The organism is Actinoplanes rectilineatus (genome assembly GCF_000962825.1).
GTDB lineage: Bacteria > Actinomycetota > Actinomycetes > Mycobacteriales > Micromonosporaceae > Actinoplanes > Actinoplanes rectilineatus.
Window position 1 is genome coordinate 118,883 of record NZ_JZKF01000004.1, and the last position, 15,603, is coordinate 134,485.

Consider the following 15,603-nt stretch of genomic DNA (forward strand, 5'->3'; position numbering starts at 1 on the left):
CGTCTTGAGGTCAAAGGGTCGGAGAGGGGAAACGGTCAGCTAGCGGAGCGGGAGGCGCGAGTGGCGGCCGCGAAGGCTGCGAGGGTGCCGCTGGTGGTCTTCGGATCCTTGTCGCTGATCAGTGGCCGGTCAGCGAAGCCCGGCGGCGGGGCGCTGCGCACCCGTTTCGGTAGGCCACTGCGCGTCCTGCCTGCTGCCGTCGGCTCAGCGGCCGCCTGAACGGCGGCGTTGGTGGTGGCGGCAGCGGCTGGATTCGGCCAAGTGGGGACGAACGATGGCAGGGGCTGCGTGGCGTTGGTCCCTGCGCTGAACCAGGGGCTCTCGTCGCACACCCGCTGGAAGATCAGCGTTTCTACGGTCGGCGATGCCGTGGCGCCGGCCGGTGCGGAGCCGCCCGTGGGGTAGTGCACGGTGGTGGCGAGGGCGGGCAGTAGCTGCGTGGCATCAGCCGGCATCGGCTGGGCCGGGACCGGTCCGGGCACTACCGGAGGCGGGGGGCCGCTCGCAGTGGCGGGTGCATGAGGAACCCAGACCGGTTCCTCGAGGGTGAACAGCCGGTCCGGGACACTCAGCTCCACGATCGTTCCGAGTTCGTGCCCGGAACGAATATCCACGCCGAGACCCAGACGGGTCGCCAGCCGACCCACGACGACCAGGCCCATCTGCTTGACCGCTTGCGGGTCAAGGTCGGGGGCACTCATCTGGTGCAACAGGCCGGGAATCAGCTCGGCTCGTACACCGGGGCCCTTGTCGATGATGGCGACGCGGAGCCTGCCGTGCAGTACGTCGGCGACGACCTCGACCGCCGAGCCGCGGGGGGAGAAATCGACCGCGTTGGCGAACAGCTCGGTCAGCAGGTGCACGAGTTCCTCGACCGCTTCGCGGGCGATCATGATGCCCGCGTCGACCATCGGCTCGATCTGCCGGTAGTCCTGCAGCCGCCCGGCCGCACCCCGGATGACCTCGAACAGCGACACCGGCGCCGGGGCCGGCGCAGGATTCCACTGCCCGGCGATGATGAGCAGATTTAGGATGTAGCGCTGCGACTGGTTCGCCTGGTGATCGACCGGGAAGATCTTCTCCAGGCGTGCCGGATCGTCCTCGTTCTGTTCCAGCGCATCGATCAGGCTCATCAGTTTCGCCACCAGCCCCTGCAACCGGCGCGCCACGTTGGTGACGATCTCCGACACCACCGCACGAGCCTGCGCTTCCTGAGCGGCGGCCTGATCGGCGATCCGGCGTCCTTCAGCTTCCTGACGGGCCAGCCGGTCAGCGATCTGCCTGGCGGCGGCCTGCTGGCCGGCCAGGTCCAACGCGGTTGCGGACACCTCGATGAAGGCCCGCCGCACCGCGGACACTTCATCGGTGGCGGCGTCCGCGGGGGCATCCATGACCTGGGCCACCAACGCGGCCGGGGACATGGCCTCACGAGCGCCGCTGGCCAGCCGCGCCACCACCGCCGGCAGATGGGTGTTGGCTACCGTGCTCGCCTGCGCCTGCAGGGCACGCAGCGGGCGGGTGATCGACGCGGTGACCCACCACCCCACCACACCCAGTGCCGCCAGCACGATTATCACGCTGACACCCAGCCACAGCAGGTTGCGGCGCTGTTGATCGCGTTGACTGGTCACCGAGGCGAGCAGTTCGGTGTCGAACTGGTGCTCCGCGGCGTGTAGTTGCTGCATGCGGGCGTTGGTCGCGGTAACCCAGTTGCCAGTGCTGCTGTCCAAGTTCAGCGGTGCGTTCGCCTGAGCCCGCGCTGCGACGCCTTGTAGCCGCTCACCCGCCAACGCGGTCTTGCTACTGGACTGCCCCGCGAGTAGCGCTTGCCAACCGGCAGGCGCGATCTGCCGGAACGTCTCCAGCGCTTCGTTGAACGTGCCCTGCGCGCTGAGGATCTGCTGCTGCTCGGCGGCCGTCAACGGGGTCTTTCTGATTGCGGGCAGGACCGCGACCTGCATCAGCCCCAGCGCTTCGATGGCCTGCGACACGGTGGCCGTGGCCCGCAGCCCGTTGGCGGTTTCCGCGTCGACGCCGAGCTGGCTCAACGCGGTCCGGTAACCACCGAGCTCCGCGGTCAGCGCCCGGTACCGGAAAACTGTCAAACTGCCGGCCGTGTCCTGCCCGCTGCGGACCTGCTCCCGCAATAGCGGCAGCGCCGTCAGCTGCGTGTCCAAGCGTTGCAGCGGTGCCGCAAGCCCGGCGGGAGCCTCAAGATCTTGCTGTGCGGCCACGAACTGCGCAGTGACCGCATCGGTGGCTTCCGCCTGCCGGCGGTATGCCTCGAGTACCCCGGGCCGGCTGGGCTGGGCGAAGACCGCCGCCGCTGCCACGCGTTCTCTCTGCAGCTGTGAGGTGAGCTCACCACCGACAACGCCGATGCTGACCAGACGGCGCGCCTGTTCGGCCTTTCCCGCCGCCAAGGCTCCGGTGACCCCAATCAGCAGCGCCAACGTCAAGATGGCGATGAGCGGGATGGTCAACAACAGCGTTAGCTTGCTGCGGATTGGACGGTCCGCCAGCCGTTGCCATTGACGTCCACCGGCCCGCGACAAGGCCCCATCTGCGGCCGTCATGCGTGAATCGCCAGCATCATCGTGCCGGCCGCCGTATCAACGTGGCCGTCGCCGGATGGAAAGTCCATCGTCGCCTGTCCTGGAACACCGGCTGGGGCGCGTGCCAGGAGTCCGAAGGAGTTTGATGCGAGCACCTCGCAGGACCGCGCGTCGATAAGAGCGGTCAATCGCTGGTGGAAGGGGGCGATGCTGGCTGCTCTCAACCTGCCCGCGGTCCGCGCTGGGAGGCAGGGATACCCGTCTGCACAGCGTGGTACGGCACAGCCCTTGCCCAGGGGGGACTGCACATGCCGCGACAACAGCGTCTGAGCGCGGTCCCACAGCGCCCGATCACGGATACGCGATGGCGCGGGGAGGTTGCTCGCCGGCCGAGGGAAAGACATGGAGGAAGTCGTCTCTCGTTGCGTGGGAACGGAAAAATGCTGAGCGGTGGTGTCCCGGCCGGCTGCGGAGGGAGCATCAATCGACACACCGCCGTGGGACTGCATGTGGCGGTGGAGAAGCTGATCGGCTGGCTGCATCGGGTGCATCGCCTCCTTCTCCTTCGGCTCGGGTCGCATCGCGGGCGAAAATGTGCCGGGGCGACGTGCAGCAAGTTCACGTCATGGTGCGTATGTCTCCGAGGCGGGCGGCGATGAGAAGCACGCCCGCCCCGGAGCAGCTGGGGAACGGCGAGGTACGTGGTCTAGCCAGAATCAGCAGCTGCCGGAGAAGTGTGTTCTTGCCGACCATGTGCGCTCGTGTGGCTCCACGATCACGCATCGCGAACGGAGGGGGAAGGTCATAAAAGGGGGAATCTAGGGGGAATTTAAAAGGGAATAATATGAGGCGTTTTAGCCCCTGACCTGCGGCAACACACTCAAATGCCAGGTCAGGCGAAGATCGTCTTCTGCAAGGTGGCTACTCGTGGGTGGCCGTGGTCTGCTAAAAATTTGGAGAGGTGCACGCCAGGCTGATCATCGGAGGTGTCATCATGGCGATCAGTCCTTACGTGTACAGGCTGGTCCTCGCCGAACGCATGCTCGATCTGCGTCAGCAAGCCGGCCTTAAGACGGAGGAACTGTCCAGCGTTTCGCGGATTCAGCGCCAGAAGATTAGCCATATTGAGACCGCCAGGCAGCGAGTGGATCCAGAAGTTATTCACCAGCTTCTAGCGCATCTGGACGTTCAAGCAAGCCAACTCGATAGCGTCATGAGACTCGCGGCTGGCTCAGCCGAACCCGGCTGGTGGGAGCGCTTTGACGACGAGATGGGGCCTCGTCAGGCCCTCGCCGCCGCTATCGAGCAGGGCACCTGTAGCATCTTCCAATTCCAGCCGTTCCTGATGCCAGGACTACTTCAGACCCGGAACTTCGCTGCCGTGCGGGCAGTCGCGGATCGGTCGGCAAATTCGCGCCGTTTCTCCAAAGCGCGAATGTTGGAAGCCCGCGAGAAACGCCAAGCCATCCTCGATGGTCCGGACGCCCCGCGCTTCGAAGTCATCATCGACGAAGCGGTTCTTCATCGCAGGTCGGCGCCGGCCGACGTCATGCACGAACAAATCGAGCACATCATTGGTGCCGCACTCAATAAACGCTCGGTCACCGTGCGCATTCTTCCCTTTGAGGCGGTGTCGAATGAACACGCGCAAGCACGCACCGCGTTCACGCAGTACGCGTTCATCGACCCGGAAGCACTCGACATAACGATGGTCGACACCAACGTAGAGGACCACCTCTACCAGAGCCATGACGCAAACGACAAGGACAAACTGACCGTCTTCACCGGTCTCGCGTCCGAGCTGCGCGAAGCAGCCTTGAGCCCGGCCGAATCCATCGAACGCCTTACCCAAGCGGCTGAAGCTTTTCTGAGTAGGAGATGAATCATGGACACCACACGTCAGGTGAAGGGAACCTTCAAGGGCGCCCATCCGGACGACGACGCGACATGGCCGCCGATCGGACGGTGGTTCAAGTCCAGCGACTCCGGCGGTGGCGCCGAGTGCCTCGAGGTCATGCTCCTCGACGACGGGGGCGCGCACGTCCGCGACTCCAAGAACCCCGACGGTCCAGTTCTGACCTTCACCGACGCTGAATTCACGGCGTTCGTGCGCGGCGCCAAGAACGGCGAATTTGACCGTTAGCCATGCGGCGTTGTCGAGGGCGATGCGGAAGCGGCGTAGCAACGCTGGGTGCGCATCGCCCTGACTGCGGTAACGAGGTCAGATGGTGGTACTGGTCATTGGCGGCCCGAGGAGGCGACGTTGGCAACAAAAAATCCCAACAACTTACTCCGCGGCTACCGTGAGCGTCTTTTCGGGACACAAGCGGCGATGGCCGAGGCGGCCAATGAGCACCTCGCGCCCACCTACCTGCTGACCGCCAACCACATCGGTAAACTCGAACGCGGTGTCGTCGACCGCCCCAGTGCTCCACGGCGGTCGGCATTGCGAACCATCTGCGGTGTTCAGACCGACGCCGAGATCGGGTTCGAAAAGCACAAACGGCAGGCGGGTGTGCCTCTGCCTTCACGATTCCTGGCCACCGAAGCGCTGCCATCGACCGGGCCAGCCGCCGTCGTCGCCGTGAGCACCGACAAGCCGAACCCCAACCTGACTAGCGCATCCATGCCTGCCGGGTGGCGAATTGTTGGTTACCTCGCCGTTCGAGACGAGGCGCAGCTGCCCGCAGAGCTCTCGATCGTCGCGGCCAGCGCCGCACAGCAAGTGCCGGGCGAAACGATCATCCCGCCGCCCTCGCCACCGGTCCCTGACCTCGGCGACTATCCGAGTGGGGAATGGAACAGCTTCCTCACCGTGACCCGCTTGCTGGCCAGCCAGCGCCAAGCAGTCGCGCCAGCCGCCCTGCTCAGCCTGGTCGAGGCACACCGCGACTGCCTCGCCATGCTGTTTCGCCAAGCCGAGTACGACCCGCTACGCAGCCACATCGGCGCGATGGTGGCGGAGGCGTCCATCGTCGCCAGCCGCCTCTGGAGCGCCCAAGGCAACCGGCCGATGGCGCTGGCCCACTGCGCCCGCGCCCGACAGCTCGGCGACGACCTCGGCAACCATGCCCTAGCCGCAACCGCGCGGATCTTCGAGAGCAACCTGCGCTCAGACGCAGCAACCCTTATCGGACGCTCCGGTGACATCGCCGACGGACTCCGACTACTGCAGGAGGCCCAAGCGCTCTCCGCCGACCTCGGCCCTACCGCCCAGGCCCGGCTTGCCGCAGAACAGGCCCAAATCTTCGCGGTCCTCAAGCTAACCCGCGAGTGCGACGACGCCCTCGAACGAGCCCGGGTCGCCGCCGCCGGCATCGCCGAACGCGACCGGTCCGGCCTGTTCTCCGACTGGAACGCCTCCCGACTCGGCGTCTACGAAGGAACCTGCCGGCTGTTCCTCGGCGAACCAAAGAGGGCCGCCCAACTGCTCGAACAGGCTGTCGAGCAGTTCAGTTCCGACAGTAGCAACGTCAACGTCGGCCTAGCCGCTCAAGTCGACCTGGCCAGCGCATACGCACAGACCGAGGACCTGGACAAATCCTGCGCCATCCTCGGCGACGCGTACGGCAAGCTTGTGGCCATCGGCAACCAGCGTGGCGTCGATCGCGCCGAACGGGCCCGTGAACGGCTCAACCCGTGGAATTCCGAGCGCGTCGTTCGGGACTTGGACGAGCGAATGGTGGCCTGCCGGGCTGCCTAACAGGCCGTCAGTCTTTCCCGGTTAACCGAGATACTGCTGCGACGACATCCGGAGCGGACAAGCGGTCCAGGATCGCGTCGGGCCCGTGCTGGGCCAGCTCGTCGCGCGTTACTCGATGAGTCACAGCGATGACGCGGAAGCCGGCATGCCGGGCACAGGCGATGTCGTTGGCGGCATCTCCGATGACCACGGTCTTGTCCGGGTCCAGCGGACGTCCGAGGACATCGGCGTACCGGCGCCGGATGACGTCGGGCAGGTCGAACCGGTCGCGGGCGTCGGAGCCGAACCCGCCGATACTCCAATCGATGTAGTCGTCCAAGCCGGTCGTGGCGAGTTTGATCTCCGCCGCCGAGCGCAGGTTCCCGGTCAGCACCGTTTGAACGAAGCCGGCGTCATGGAGCGCTCGGATCGTCTCTTTCGCACCCGGGTAAGCCGGCTGGTCGCGGGCGAGCTCCTCGCGTCCCTGTTCCATGACGTGGGCGAGGTGATCGGGGAAACAGGCGACGCCGGCCTCGGCGGCTCGCTCATCAATCCCGGAGGCGATAGCCGTGTCGATCACGATCGACTCGTCGGTATAACCGTGCACCTTCGCCGTCGGGAACACCACCGCCGACTCCGCCAAAGCGTAGGTCCTGGCGACGGCCCGCCGCAGCCACCGGAGATCAGCGGGAATCAACGTACCGTCAACGTCCCACACCACGAGCCCGGCATCTGGATTAGTCACGCCGTGCATCATGACACTCACCGGCTTCCGGGGCCACGACGCTCATGCCGGTGAGGCGTTCTGCTCCGTCGGCAACGGCTGGAGGGCCGTTGTGGGCTCCGTTCGTCGTCGCCATAGCCGAGCGAGACGCTGAAGCCGCCATCGAAGCGGCCAGGCGTCCCTTCTGCCTAAACGTAACGTGCCGAACCATGGAAGTAGAAAGTCTACCGCGAATCGAGCTCTTAAATTCATTCGGGACGAGAAATGCCTTCGTCGCGAATTTTCATCCAGAGCTTGCCTAAAGTATTCTGGCCTGATCCGTCTGCTCCTTCACCCCAAAAGTAGTCGGTTGGCGAATTCTCTACGATTTCTTCCTGGCCACTTTCCTCTAAGGCTTCGCGAACTTCGGGGTGCTGTGAAAGCTTAGTTCGCAGAATAGCCTCAACCACCGCGACTTTTTTACTTCCCCAGTCTGGATCTTTAAACGCTTTGTAAGTTTCGTTCGCCAATCTTTTTGCTTGTAGCGGGCTGCGGGCAGCGCGAATCGCCTCACGGCCGTCTGAATCGACGCACTTTGCAGCTTGGTAGGCGTGCTCGGAAGTCGGGTAGAGGCTTCCATCGAACTCAATTATGTGTGCAGAAAAGTTGTTGAGCGCGTAGAACTTCGGCGTATAAAAATTAATTGGCATTTTCTCAACCAGCAATCTTGTGGAATCCAGTTGCCAGGCGTATCCGGGCGGCTGCTGCTCGTGAAGCATGATTTTTGCGCTCAGCTATCACGGGATTCACCGCTCTGGCCTAGACCATCCAATAGGGCGGCGACGCATCCGAGTTGGCGATGTGACGCTAAGGCGGAACCCAGATTTTCGATCTCCTCAAGGATGCGGCCGGAGCCGGTACTTCGCGCCGCTGGCAGTGCCTCATGAGCGGTGCTAGCCGCCTGTTCGAGCTGGCCGTCGGCAAAGTATGCCATCGCCAGCCGACTCTGTGCAGCTGCGCGGTTTCGTTGGAAAACAGGTGGTAGGTCACGAAGGCCTTGCTCGTAAAGCGGAATTGCCTTCTTCGCTCTACCTGTTGCGAGCCAACACGTTGCACGCTCAATCTCGATGTGTCCAGAATTGCAGTACGAACCATGCCCGCCCCTGGCGTCGCCTACAGTATCGCTGGCTGCCCAAGTGTGTGCCTCATCCAAGAGCTGCTGAGAGCCTTTTTCGTTGCCATCTAGCGCGTGACCGTATGCTTCTTGGACTCGGATCGCCGCTCGCATGGGCGTGGCCAGGAGTTCGTCATCCCGACGTGCCGCCCGCGCGAGCCCGATTACTGCCGCCGCATCTTTGACGGCGGCAGCTTGTTGGGAACGGCGAAAGGTCGTCCAAGCCAACATTTGCCTATCGTCTGCCTCGTAGGCTAACTCTAGTGCTTGGCTTGTCCAATGACGTGCCTGGGCAATGCGACCTGAGTCTTCATATAACCAAGCAGCAGACTCGGCGTACTGCGCCCCGAGTCGAACGACTGCCAGGCGTTGTTCGTCGCGTAGTGCTTTACGTAAAGCATCGATTACGCTGATTTGGCTCAGCACGCTGGCCAGAGCGAAGCGAGGGCCGAGAAGATTATCGGTCTTGACCTGGGCGTGCCACTGATCCCGTAGGTGCACGAGGATCTCGTCGAGATGGGCAGGGGAGGTCACCGTCACACGGCTACTAGGGTCCGGCCGCTTTACGGCCTCAAGCACCATGTCGGAGTGTTGGCCGGACGCGAACGCCTCAAGGAACGGCGCGACGCCCACTTGGAGGAGATCGTGGCGACTTAGTGACACGGACAGTTCCCGGCCATCGAGCTTGACAGACAACGTCACTGTGCCTGGGCCGCCGCTAGGCGTTCGGAGGTCGTGCAGGCTCTGCGACGAAGGGAGACCGCGAGACGTCATCGACCCCGCAGGCTTCTGACCTGTATGCGGGAGCTCACTGCCTAATCGGGTAGGCGACGAGGTAACGCCTTCGCGTTGCTGTGCCACCGGGTCATGGCCACCGGCACGAGCCTTGGAGCGTCTAGCGAACCCGATCTCGGCGTCGGTTTCCGCCGCGCAAATCCGGCGAAGTGCTGCCCTCCGCGGAGCGCTGGGCTGCTCGACAGCCCCGCGCTCGAGCTTGCCGATATCGTTCGCGGTCAACAGGTATGCGGGCGCAAGATGTCCGTTGGCCGCATCAGCCATAGCTTGCTGCGTACCGAAGAGGCGTTCACGAAAGCCCTTGAGCAGGTGGTTAGGTACGGAGTCCTTGGCCATCAACGCCTCCTGAACGACGCATCACGCGAAGATTCGCCGGCCACACCGCGCGAGTCTAGCGTGGAGCCCCATACATCGAGCCACGCGCAGATCACCAAGCTCGATGGTGAGTGTAGGCAGTCCCGCTGGGGCCTGGGTACGTCATCGTCCAGGGCCGCGAACACCAGCCCCAGCCCGGTCCACAGGGTCACCATGGTTGAGCGCGGGTGCCGTGGAGGTGATCGGCGCTCAAGCCTCACGGGCCGCCGCAACTCCGTCTTCGAACCAGGTTTGCTCCTGCTGTTTAGATCATGGATGCAGATGGATCCGCCCAGGTGAGAGGGCTTATTCCCCCTTAGATTCCCTAAGAATTCCCCTCTGTATGGCGTTCTCCAGCGTCTTGCGATGCGTGACTGTGGAAGTCGGATGTGGTGGTGCCTCACCAACCATCCACAAAGTCGGAGTATGTGCGGACCGACCCTCTGAGATCCGGCTCAAGGAGGACAGATGGCAACGCCTATTGCTCGCCCGCTCGCGTTCGTCGCCTTGATAGGGCCGCCGGGGGTGGGTAAGAGCACCGCTTCCGGCCGGCTGAAAGCGACAGGCCAAGCTGGGGTGTTCCGGTTGCGAGAGTTCGCGCAGCTGTCATTTTCCGCCGGTTGGATCGCTCGAGAAAGATTTCTCACCAATGACCATCTAGGCTGGTTCTCGGACAACACCGTCGAGGCGTTAATCGGTGAGGCGTTCCTGCGTGGACGTTTCCCGCTGTGTTCGTTAGTTGTGTGCGAGAACTTTCCTGGAACGGCCGAGCAGGTACACATTCTGCGCCGTACGGCACAACGGTTGGGTGCTTCACTGTCCATTATTGAGCTTAACGCCGACGACGATATTTTGCGAGTACGGGTGAACAATCGATGGGTATGCGGTACATGCGAACCTAATCTTGACGGCCGGCCGCATCGTCCTGCGACGCCCGATCTGGAGAACACCGGCCGGTGTCGTAGCTGTGCGCAAATGCTTTCGCGGCGTGAGAGTGACGACCCGAAGGCCTTCTCGCGGCGTTTGGAGCGATACCGCAACCGGCTGCCCGGTATCCGTGCCGCCGCCGACTCCTTCGGCATCCCGTACCGCCACATCGACACGACGAATGACGACCCGGCCGACCTCTTGTTCTTACTTCGTGACTTTTCTCCGGCCTGTCTAGCTGGGGTTAACAACGGCATCGACAACGTGGGCGCCACACCAACACCAACACCGGCACGGTGACGTTCTCACCGCGTCTTGCCGCCTGGAAGCCTCCTTCGAAAGGAGCACGATGACTGCCACCCCCCTCGGTTTTCCCCGCACGGTCCGCGCTACCGGCTCACTACCCCTACTGGCTGCCCATACTGGCCGAGGCGCAACTGATCGATACGGTCACGCGCGACTGCCCGCCGGCGCCAGAGCCTCCGACCCGGGCCACGTCGACCGCATCGCCTACGGCCGTTTCCGCAACCTGTACCTGTACATCACGAACGCGTGCCAGCTGCGCTGCGAGCACTGCTACATGGGCGAAAGGCTGGACGAGGCACAACGTATGTCCCTGGACCAATCGCTGGGAACGCTGCACTACATGAGAAAGATGGGCAGCTCGAAGCTGACGATTCTCGGCGGAGAGCCGACCCTGCACCCCGACTATGTGACGGTCATCCGTGCCGCGAAGGCGATGGGCTACGAACAGGTCATCACGACCAGCAACGGTCTGGACCCGGCGATGCGCAAGTTCGCGACAATGACCCCGGAAGACTTCGCATATGTGCAGATCAGCCTCGACGGAGGATCGGCAGCGAGCCACGACCAGATTCGCGGCAGCGGCCGTTTCGCCGAAACCCTGGCCAATGTGGCACGCCTGGCCGCGGCCGGTTTCGACACGCGTCTGATCTGCACGGTAAACAACGTCAACGCCGGCGACGCCCTCGATCTACTGGGCATCGCGGATGAACTCGGGGTATCGCTGGTCAAATACCACGTGTTCAGCACGATCGGCGCCGGTTCAAGTCACGGCGGCCAGCAGATGGCTATGACACCGCGCGAGTGGATCGACTTCTACAAGCGACTCGAACACGTTGCCGGCCAGTACCGGACCCGGGTCTGGTACCAGCCGACCTTCGCTCTTCGCGAGGACCTGCCCCGCTACGCAGACCAAGGCTATTACGGCTGCATCGGCCGCACGCTGGACCGGGCGTCGATCTTCCCGGACGGCCGGATGTACGTGTGCTCGTATCTGTTCGACACCAACCTGTTCTACGCCCAGTTCGACGACGGGCAGCTACGTATGAACAGCGGCGACAACGAGTTCGACCTGTTCACTCAGCCGTTGTCGCGCCCGAGCTGCGGGTCTTGCACCGCGGGTTGCGGTGGCGGGTGCCCGGCCGAGCAGGTCGTCATGAACACCTCGGCGTGTGCCGAGGACACCGAGGTGGTGTCGGTGTGCCGGCTGTGGAAGGCCGACGTCGTACCCCGGGCCGCAGTCGGCTGACCGCCCGTTGTGTATACCGGCGGGGCATCAGAGTCCGCCCCGTAGGCAAACCGAGAGTAGGGATCCAGATCTCCATGGCGAACGAGAAGAACCAGCGCGCCCAGGTCGACGTGCACCTGATCCTGCGCCGCGGCGACGATGTTCTGCTGGGTCAGCGCATCAATACCGGCTTCGGGGACGGCTGCTGGCACATGCCCTCCGGACACGGCGAGGACCACGAATCGTCGCTCGGCGGACTCGTCCGCGAGGCCGAGGAGGAGACCAGCATCATCATCAAGCCGGAGCACGCGCGGCTCGTCCACGTCCTGCACCACTGGACCGGATCAGGACGCATGGCCCTGTTCTTCGAGGTCACCTCTTGGTCCGGGGAACCGGTCGTCACAGAACCGGACAAGTGCGCCGCGTGGGAGTGGTTCCCGCTGGACGCGCTTCCTCAGCAGATGATCCCGTACGGACGTCAAGCGCTCGAGCAGTACGCCGCCGGCGAGCTGTACTCCGAGCGCGGCTGGCAGGAGTAGACGATGACAGCGGACCGTCCGTTGGACCTGGTGTGCTTCAGCTACCTCGCCGCCGCGAACGTGCTGACCGTGGACGCCTACCCGCGTGCCAACGGTGGCGCCGTCGTCACCGAGATCGCCGCATCCCTGGCCGGCGACGGTCCGCTGACCGCCGTGACCGCCGCCAACCTCGGCCTGCGCACCGCGATCATCAGTAACACCGTCGGCGGCGACCCGTCCGGAACACTCGCCCTGGCCTGGCTCGACGAAGCGCGGGTCACCCACCAGCTGCGACCGGCCTTCGACAAGATCAGCCCCCAGCTGACGATCATCTCCGATACCCGGACCAGGACGTGGTTCGCCGCCCTGCACGACGCCTACACCGGCCTGGCACACGTTCCCCTGGACCTGCTCGGCCAGGCGCGCCTGGCCTACATCGACTGTTACACGGTCATCGCCGGCGCCGCCGAACGCGCCATCCGCAACGCAGGCACCACCCCGCTGCTGCTGAACCTCGGCGGCGACACACCCACACCGAACCTGATCGATGCCGCGAACGAGCGCACCGTGCTGGCCGTCCAGACCAGCATCGACGAAGACTCCGTCGACACTGCCGTCGACGTCGCCGCCACTCTGCGACGCCGTTTCACCACTCCCACGGTCATCGTCACCGTCGGGCGACACGGTGCCGTTGCGGTCACCGACGACGGCATCGTGCGAGTACCGGCGCCGACGCCACGGGCACAGATCCGGCATACCCACGGTGCGGGAGCCGCGTTCTCTGCCGGCTACGCCCACGCGATCCTGTCCAGCGCCGACCTGCCGGAAGCCCTCGCCGCCGGTTGCGCCGCCGGCACTCGACACTGCACCAGCCCCGCAGCCCCCATCCCCGTGCGGCCATCGGCTGCTGTCCCCGTATAAGGAGCCAACGGATGACTGAGGACCTGTTCACCTCGCTGAGCACCATTGACTGGACCGACCTGCCCGCAGTCGCGGCGGCCAGCCGCACCGTGCTCGACGCGCTCGACCACGACCGCGGTGCCCTCCAGAAGCTCGTCGACGCGGCCGTCACCGACCCCGACCTGACCCGGCTTCACGAGAACTACGACATCCTCGACAAGATCGTCATTCACGACGACCCGACCGGCTGGCGGCTCCGCCTGCACGTCTTCCTGCCCGGCTACTTCGATCGGCCGCACACGCACCGCTGGGACTACGTCAGCCGCGTCCTCGACGGCAGTTACCAGCACACCCTGTACGGGACCGCCGACCAGTTCGGTGCCTCCGACGATCTCTCCGGGATCGACCCCCGGACCTTGATCGCCCGCATGGTGCGCACCGAATCGGCAGGCAGCACCTACACCCTGCACCACAGCATGATCCACTCCGTGGTCGCGGCGGATTGGACCACGACCCTGATCGTGCGCGGCCCGGCTGTCACCGACCGGTTCGTCGTCTCCGACCGAGAGAACGGCACCGTCTGGTGGCAGTACGGCGCGGCACGGGAAGACCCCGCGGCTCAAGCCGCCAAGCGTATGAGCGCCGCTCAAGTCACCGCGAGCGTGCAGGGACTGCACGCTCGCGGCATCTTCGGCTAGACCGCTGCCGTACCACCAGAAGTTGCGCTCCACCCAACGAGCCCCGGCCCGCGGAACTACAACCTCATCAACAGCCGATAGGGGCCGGCGCTTACGCCGGGCCGCGGCCGGCGTCTGCTGACACGCGTTCTGCCCCCAGATGTGATGCCGGGACAGGCGGCCCAGCTTGCCTCCCGCCGCTGCATCACGCTGCCCGCCCACGCCGATTCGGCAGGCAACGTGATCCCGGCTCACAACCCCTTCAGCCTCGACGTGTGGCGCGCCCGCTTAAGCCTGAGAATTTGGAGACCTGGTGCGACTCGACAACCCGGGCAGTGACGCTGCTCCACCGACAGATCACCTCACAGCCTCCTTCGACGCCGTCGTGGTGGGCGCCGGACCGGGCGGATTATTCGCCGCGCTCCGTGCGCTCAGCGGTGGCTCCCGCAAGGTCCTGATTGTCGATGGCGGCGACGACGTCGCCGAACGGCTCCGCTCACGCCTTGACCGGCCGGACGACTCGCAGGTCATCACCACGGGCTTCGGCGGCGCCGGGCTGTTCTCTGACGGCAAGCTGTGCCTGTCGCACCGCATCGGATCGACTATCGCCCATCGATTCCCGGCCACTCAAGTCCTCGAGCGGCAGCGGGCAATCGATGAGCAGATCCGCTCGGGCGATGCCGCACCGCTGCTGGGTAGCGACGCCGCCGCCACCGACCTGCAGCGCAAGGCAAACCGTACCGGGATGGAGTATCTGCACTACCCGATCCGGCATGTTGGCAGCGATCAGCTGCCCGGAATGCTGCGGCGCTTGCGTGCGACGCTGGCCGCCCGGGCAGACATCCGATGCCGCACCCGGGTCGTCGACGTTCGCCCGAGCGGCCGGCCCGGGGCGCGGTGGACGCTGCACCTGCAGTCGGATCGCGGCGTCAACGAGGTAGCCACCGATCATGTCGTATTGGCGCCCGGCAAGGTGGGCGCGGCCTGGCTCGACCTACTCGGTACTCGGCTGGGTCTGTCCCGCATCGCCGCGCAGCCGAAACTCGGGTTCCGACTCGAGGGACCGAAGGATTTCCTCCAGCCGCTGCTGGCGGTCGCCGGCGACCCGAAGCTGATTTGGAACGCTGGTGGCGGTGCCGAGGTCCGCACGCACTGCGTGTGTTTCGGCGGTGATGTCGTCCCGGCGAAATATGACGGCCTACTGCTGGTCGGCGGGCACGCAACCTCCGCTCACGACGCCAACCGGTCGAACACGGCGGTGATCGCCACCGCCGGCACCGCTTTGCCGCTGAGCGCCGCTGACGCGCGCGGCATCGTCGCCGGCATCAACGAACGGCACGGCGGCGTGATCGCCCAGCGCCTGGGCGACTTCCTCGAAGACTCCTCGCCCACACGATCACCGGCCAGCGCTGCTCGCCTGTTCACCCCGAGCATGCCGAATGCGGGCGGCGGTGACCTGGGCGCCGAATTTCCTGCTGCGATTGTCGCGCTGCTCCGCGAATACCTGCACAAGCTGGCAGAGCTGTGCCCGCAGGCCCTGCACCCGGACAACCAGCTCTACGGGCCTGCCGTCGAACGTTGGGCAACGCGCTTCGCGGTCTCCGACGAGATGGAAACCGAACAGTCCGGCCTGTTCCTGGTCGGTGACGGTCCCGGCCTGACCGGCGGCATCATCGGCGCCGCCGACTCGGGATGGCTGGCCGGCGACGCCATTGCCGCCCGTTACGCCACCACCAGCAGCTAACTCACCAGCCGCCGACCACCCCCCTGGAGGCCATGTCATGTAC

13 protein-coding genes are annotated in these 15,603 nt (G+C 65.0%); 9 read left to right on the forward strand and 4 right to left on the reverse strand.

All coding sequences use genetic code 11. The features are described 5' to 3' along the window. Window positions 1-35 precede the first annotated feature (35 nt). Window positions 36-2,576 carry a sensor histidine kinase gene (locus tag WH85_RS04180; RefSeq protein WP_083448776.1) on the reverse strand — a complete coding sequence of 847 codons (2,541 nt, stop codon included), beginning with the start codon at window positions 2,574-2,576 and terminating at the stop codon, window positions 36-38. Window positions 2,577-3,549: 973 nt separating this feature from the next. On the opposite strand from WH85_RS04180, the gene WH85_RS04185 reads away from it, so the two are divergent. The 3 genes from WH85_RS04185 to WH85_RS04195 are packed head-to-tail and all read left to right on the forward strand — an operon-like array spanning window position 3,550 to window position 6,258. Then, window positions 3,550-4,437, forward strand: coding sequence for a helix-turn-helix domain-containing protein (locus tag WH85_RS04185; protein ID WP_045740314.1), 888 nt, complete (start codon window positions 3,550-3,552; stop codon window positions 4,435-4,437). Between the two features lie 3 nt (window positions 4,438-4,440). After that, on the forward strand, window positions 4,441-4,698 hold the full coding sequence (locus tag WH85_RS04190; RefSeq protein WP_083448777.1) for a DUF397 domain-containing protein: 258 nt from the start codon (window positions 4,441-4,443) through the stop codon (window positions 4,696-4,698). Window positions 4,699-4,746: 48 nt separating this feature from the next. Continuing rightward, window positions 4,747-6,258, forward strand: coding sequence for an NsdA family TPR-like regulatory protein (locus WH85_RS04195; protein WP_157410753.1), 1,512 nt, complete (start codon window positions 4,747-4,749; stop codon window positions 6,256-6,258). Window positions 6,259-6,265: 7 nt separating this feature from the next. Here the strand turns inward: WH85_RS04195 and WH85_RS04200 are convergent, their stop codons facing one another. The 3 genes from WH85_RS04200 to WH85_RS49970 form a co-directional block, all read right to left on the reverse strand. Further along, entirely contained in the window at window positions 6,266-6,994 is a 729-nt protein-coding gene (locus WH85_RS04200) for an HAD family hydrolase (protein WP_045740413.1), read from the reverse strand. A gap of 215 nt (window positions 6,995-7,209) precedes the next feature. Further along, the gene (locus tag WH85_RS48430) at window positions 7,210-7,719 is read right to left on the reverse strand and encodes a riboflavin biosynthesis intermediates N-glycosidase (protein WP_083448778.1); all 510 of its coding nucleotides are present in this window, start codon (window positions 7,717-7,719) and stop codon (window positions 7,210-7,212) included. A gap of 11 nt (window positions 7,720-7,730) precedes the next feature. Continuing rightward, entirely contained in the window at window positions 7,731-9,245 is a 1,515-nt protein-coding gene (locus WH85_RS49970) for an NsdA family TPR-like regulatory protein (protein WP_157410754.1), read from the reverse strand. Window positions 9,246-9,731: 486 nt separating this feature from the next. Between WH85_RS49970 and WH85_RS49975 the strand changes: the two genes are divergently transcribed. From WH85_RS49975 to WH85_RS04225, 6 genes are all read left to right on the forward strand, one after another. Then, window positions 9,732-10,490, forward strand: coding sequence for an adenylate kinase family protein (locus WH85_RS49975; protein ID WP_157410755.1), 759 nt, complete (start codon window positions 9,732-9,734; stop codon window positions 10,488-10,490). 49 nt (window positions 10,491-10,539) lie between these two features. Then, window positions 10,540-11,742 (forward strand): radical SAM protein, encoded by a 1,203-nt coding sequence (locus tag WH85_RS04205; protein WP_083448779.1) that lies wholly within the window; start codon window positions 10,540-10,542, stop codon window positions 11,740-11,742. Between the two features lie 74 nt (window positions 11,743-11,816). Then, the gene (locus tag WH85_RS04210) at window positions 11,817-12,260 is read left to right on the forward strand and encodes an NUDIX hydrolase (RefSeq protein ID WP_045740315.1); all 444 of its coding nucleotides are present in this window, start codon (window positions 11,817-11,819) and stop codon (window positions 12,258-12,260) included. Window positions 12,261-12,263: 3 nt separating this feature from the next. After that, window positions 12,264-13,160, forward strand: a complete 897-nt coding sequence (locus tag WH85_RS04215; RefSeq protein WP_083448780.1) for a carbohydrate kinase family protein — start codon at window positions 12,264-12,266, stop codon at window positions 13,158-13,160. Between the two features lie 11 nt (window positions 13,161-13,171). Next, the gene (locus tag WH85_RS04220; protein WP_045740317.1) at window positions 13,172-13,837 is read left to right on the forward strand and encodes a hypothetical protein; all 666 of its coding nucleotides are present in this window, start codon (window positions 13,172-13,174) and stop codon (window positions 13,835-13,837) included. A 292-nt stretch (window positions 13,838-14,129) separates the two neighbouring features. Continuing rightward, window positions 14,130-15,560 carry an NAD(P)/FAD-dependent oxidoreductase gene (locus WH85_RS04225; protein WP_211275274.1) on the forward strand — a complete coding sequence of 477 codons (1,431 nt, stop codon included), beginning with the start codon at window positions 14,130-14,132 and terminating at the stop codon, window positions 15,558-15,560. The last annotated feature ends 43 nt before the right edge of the window (window positions 15,561-15,603 follow it).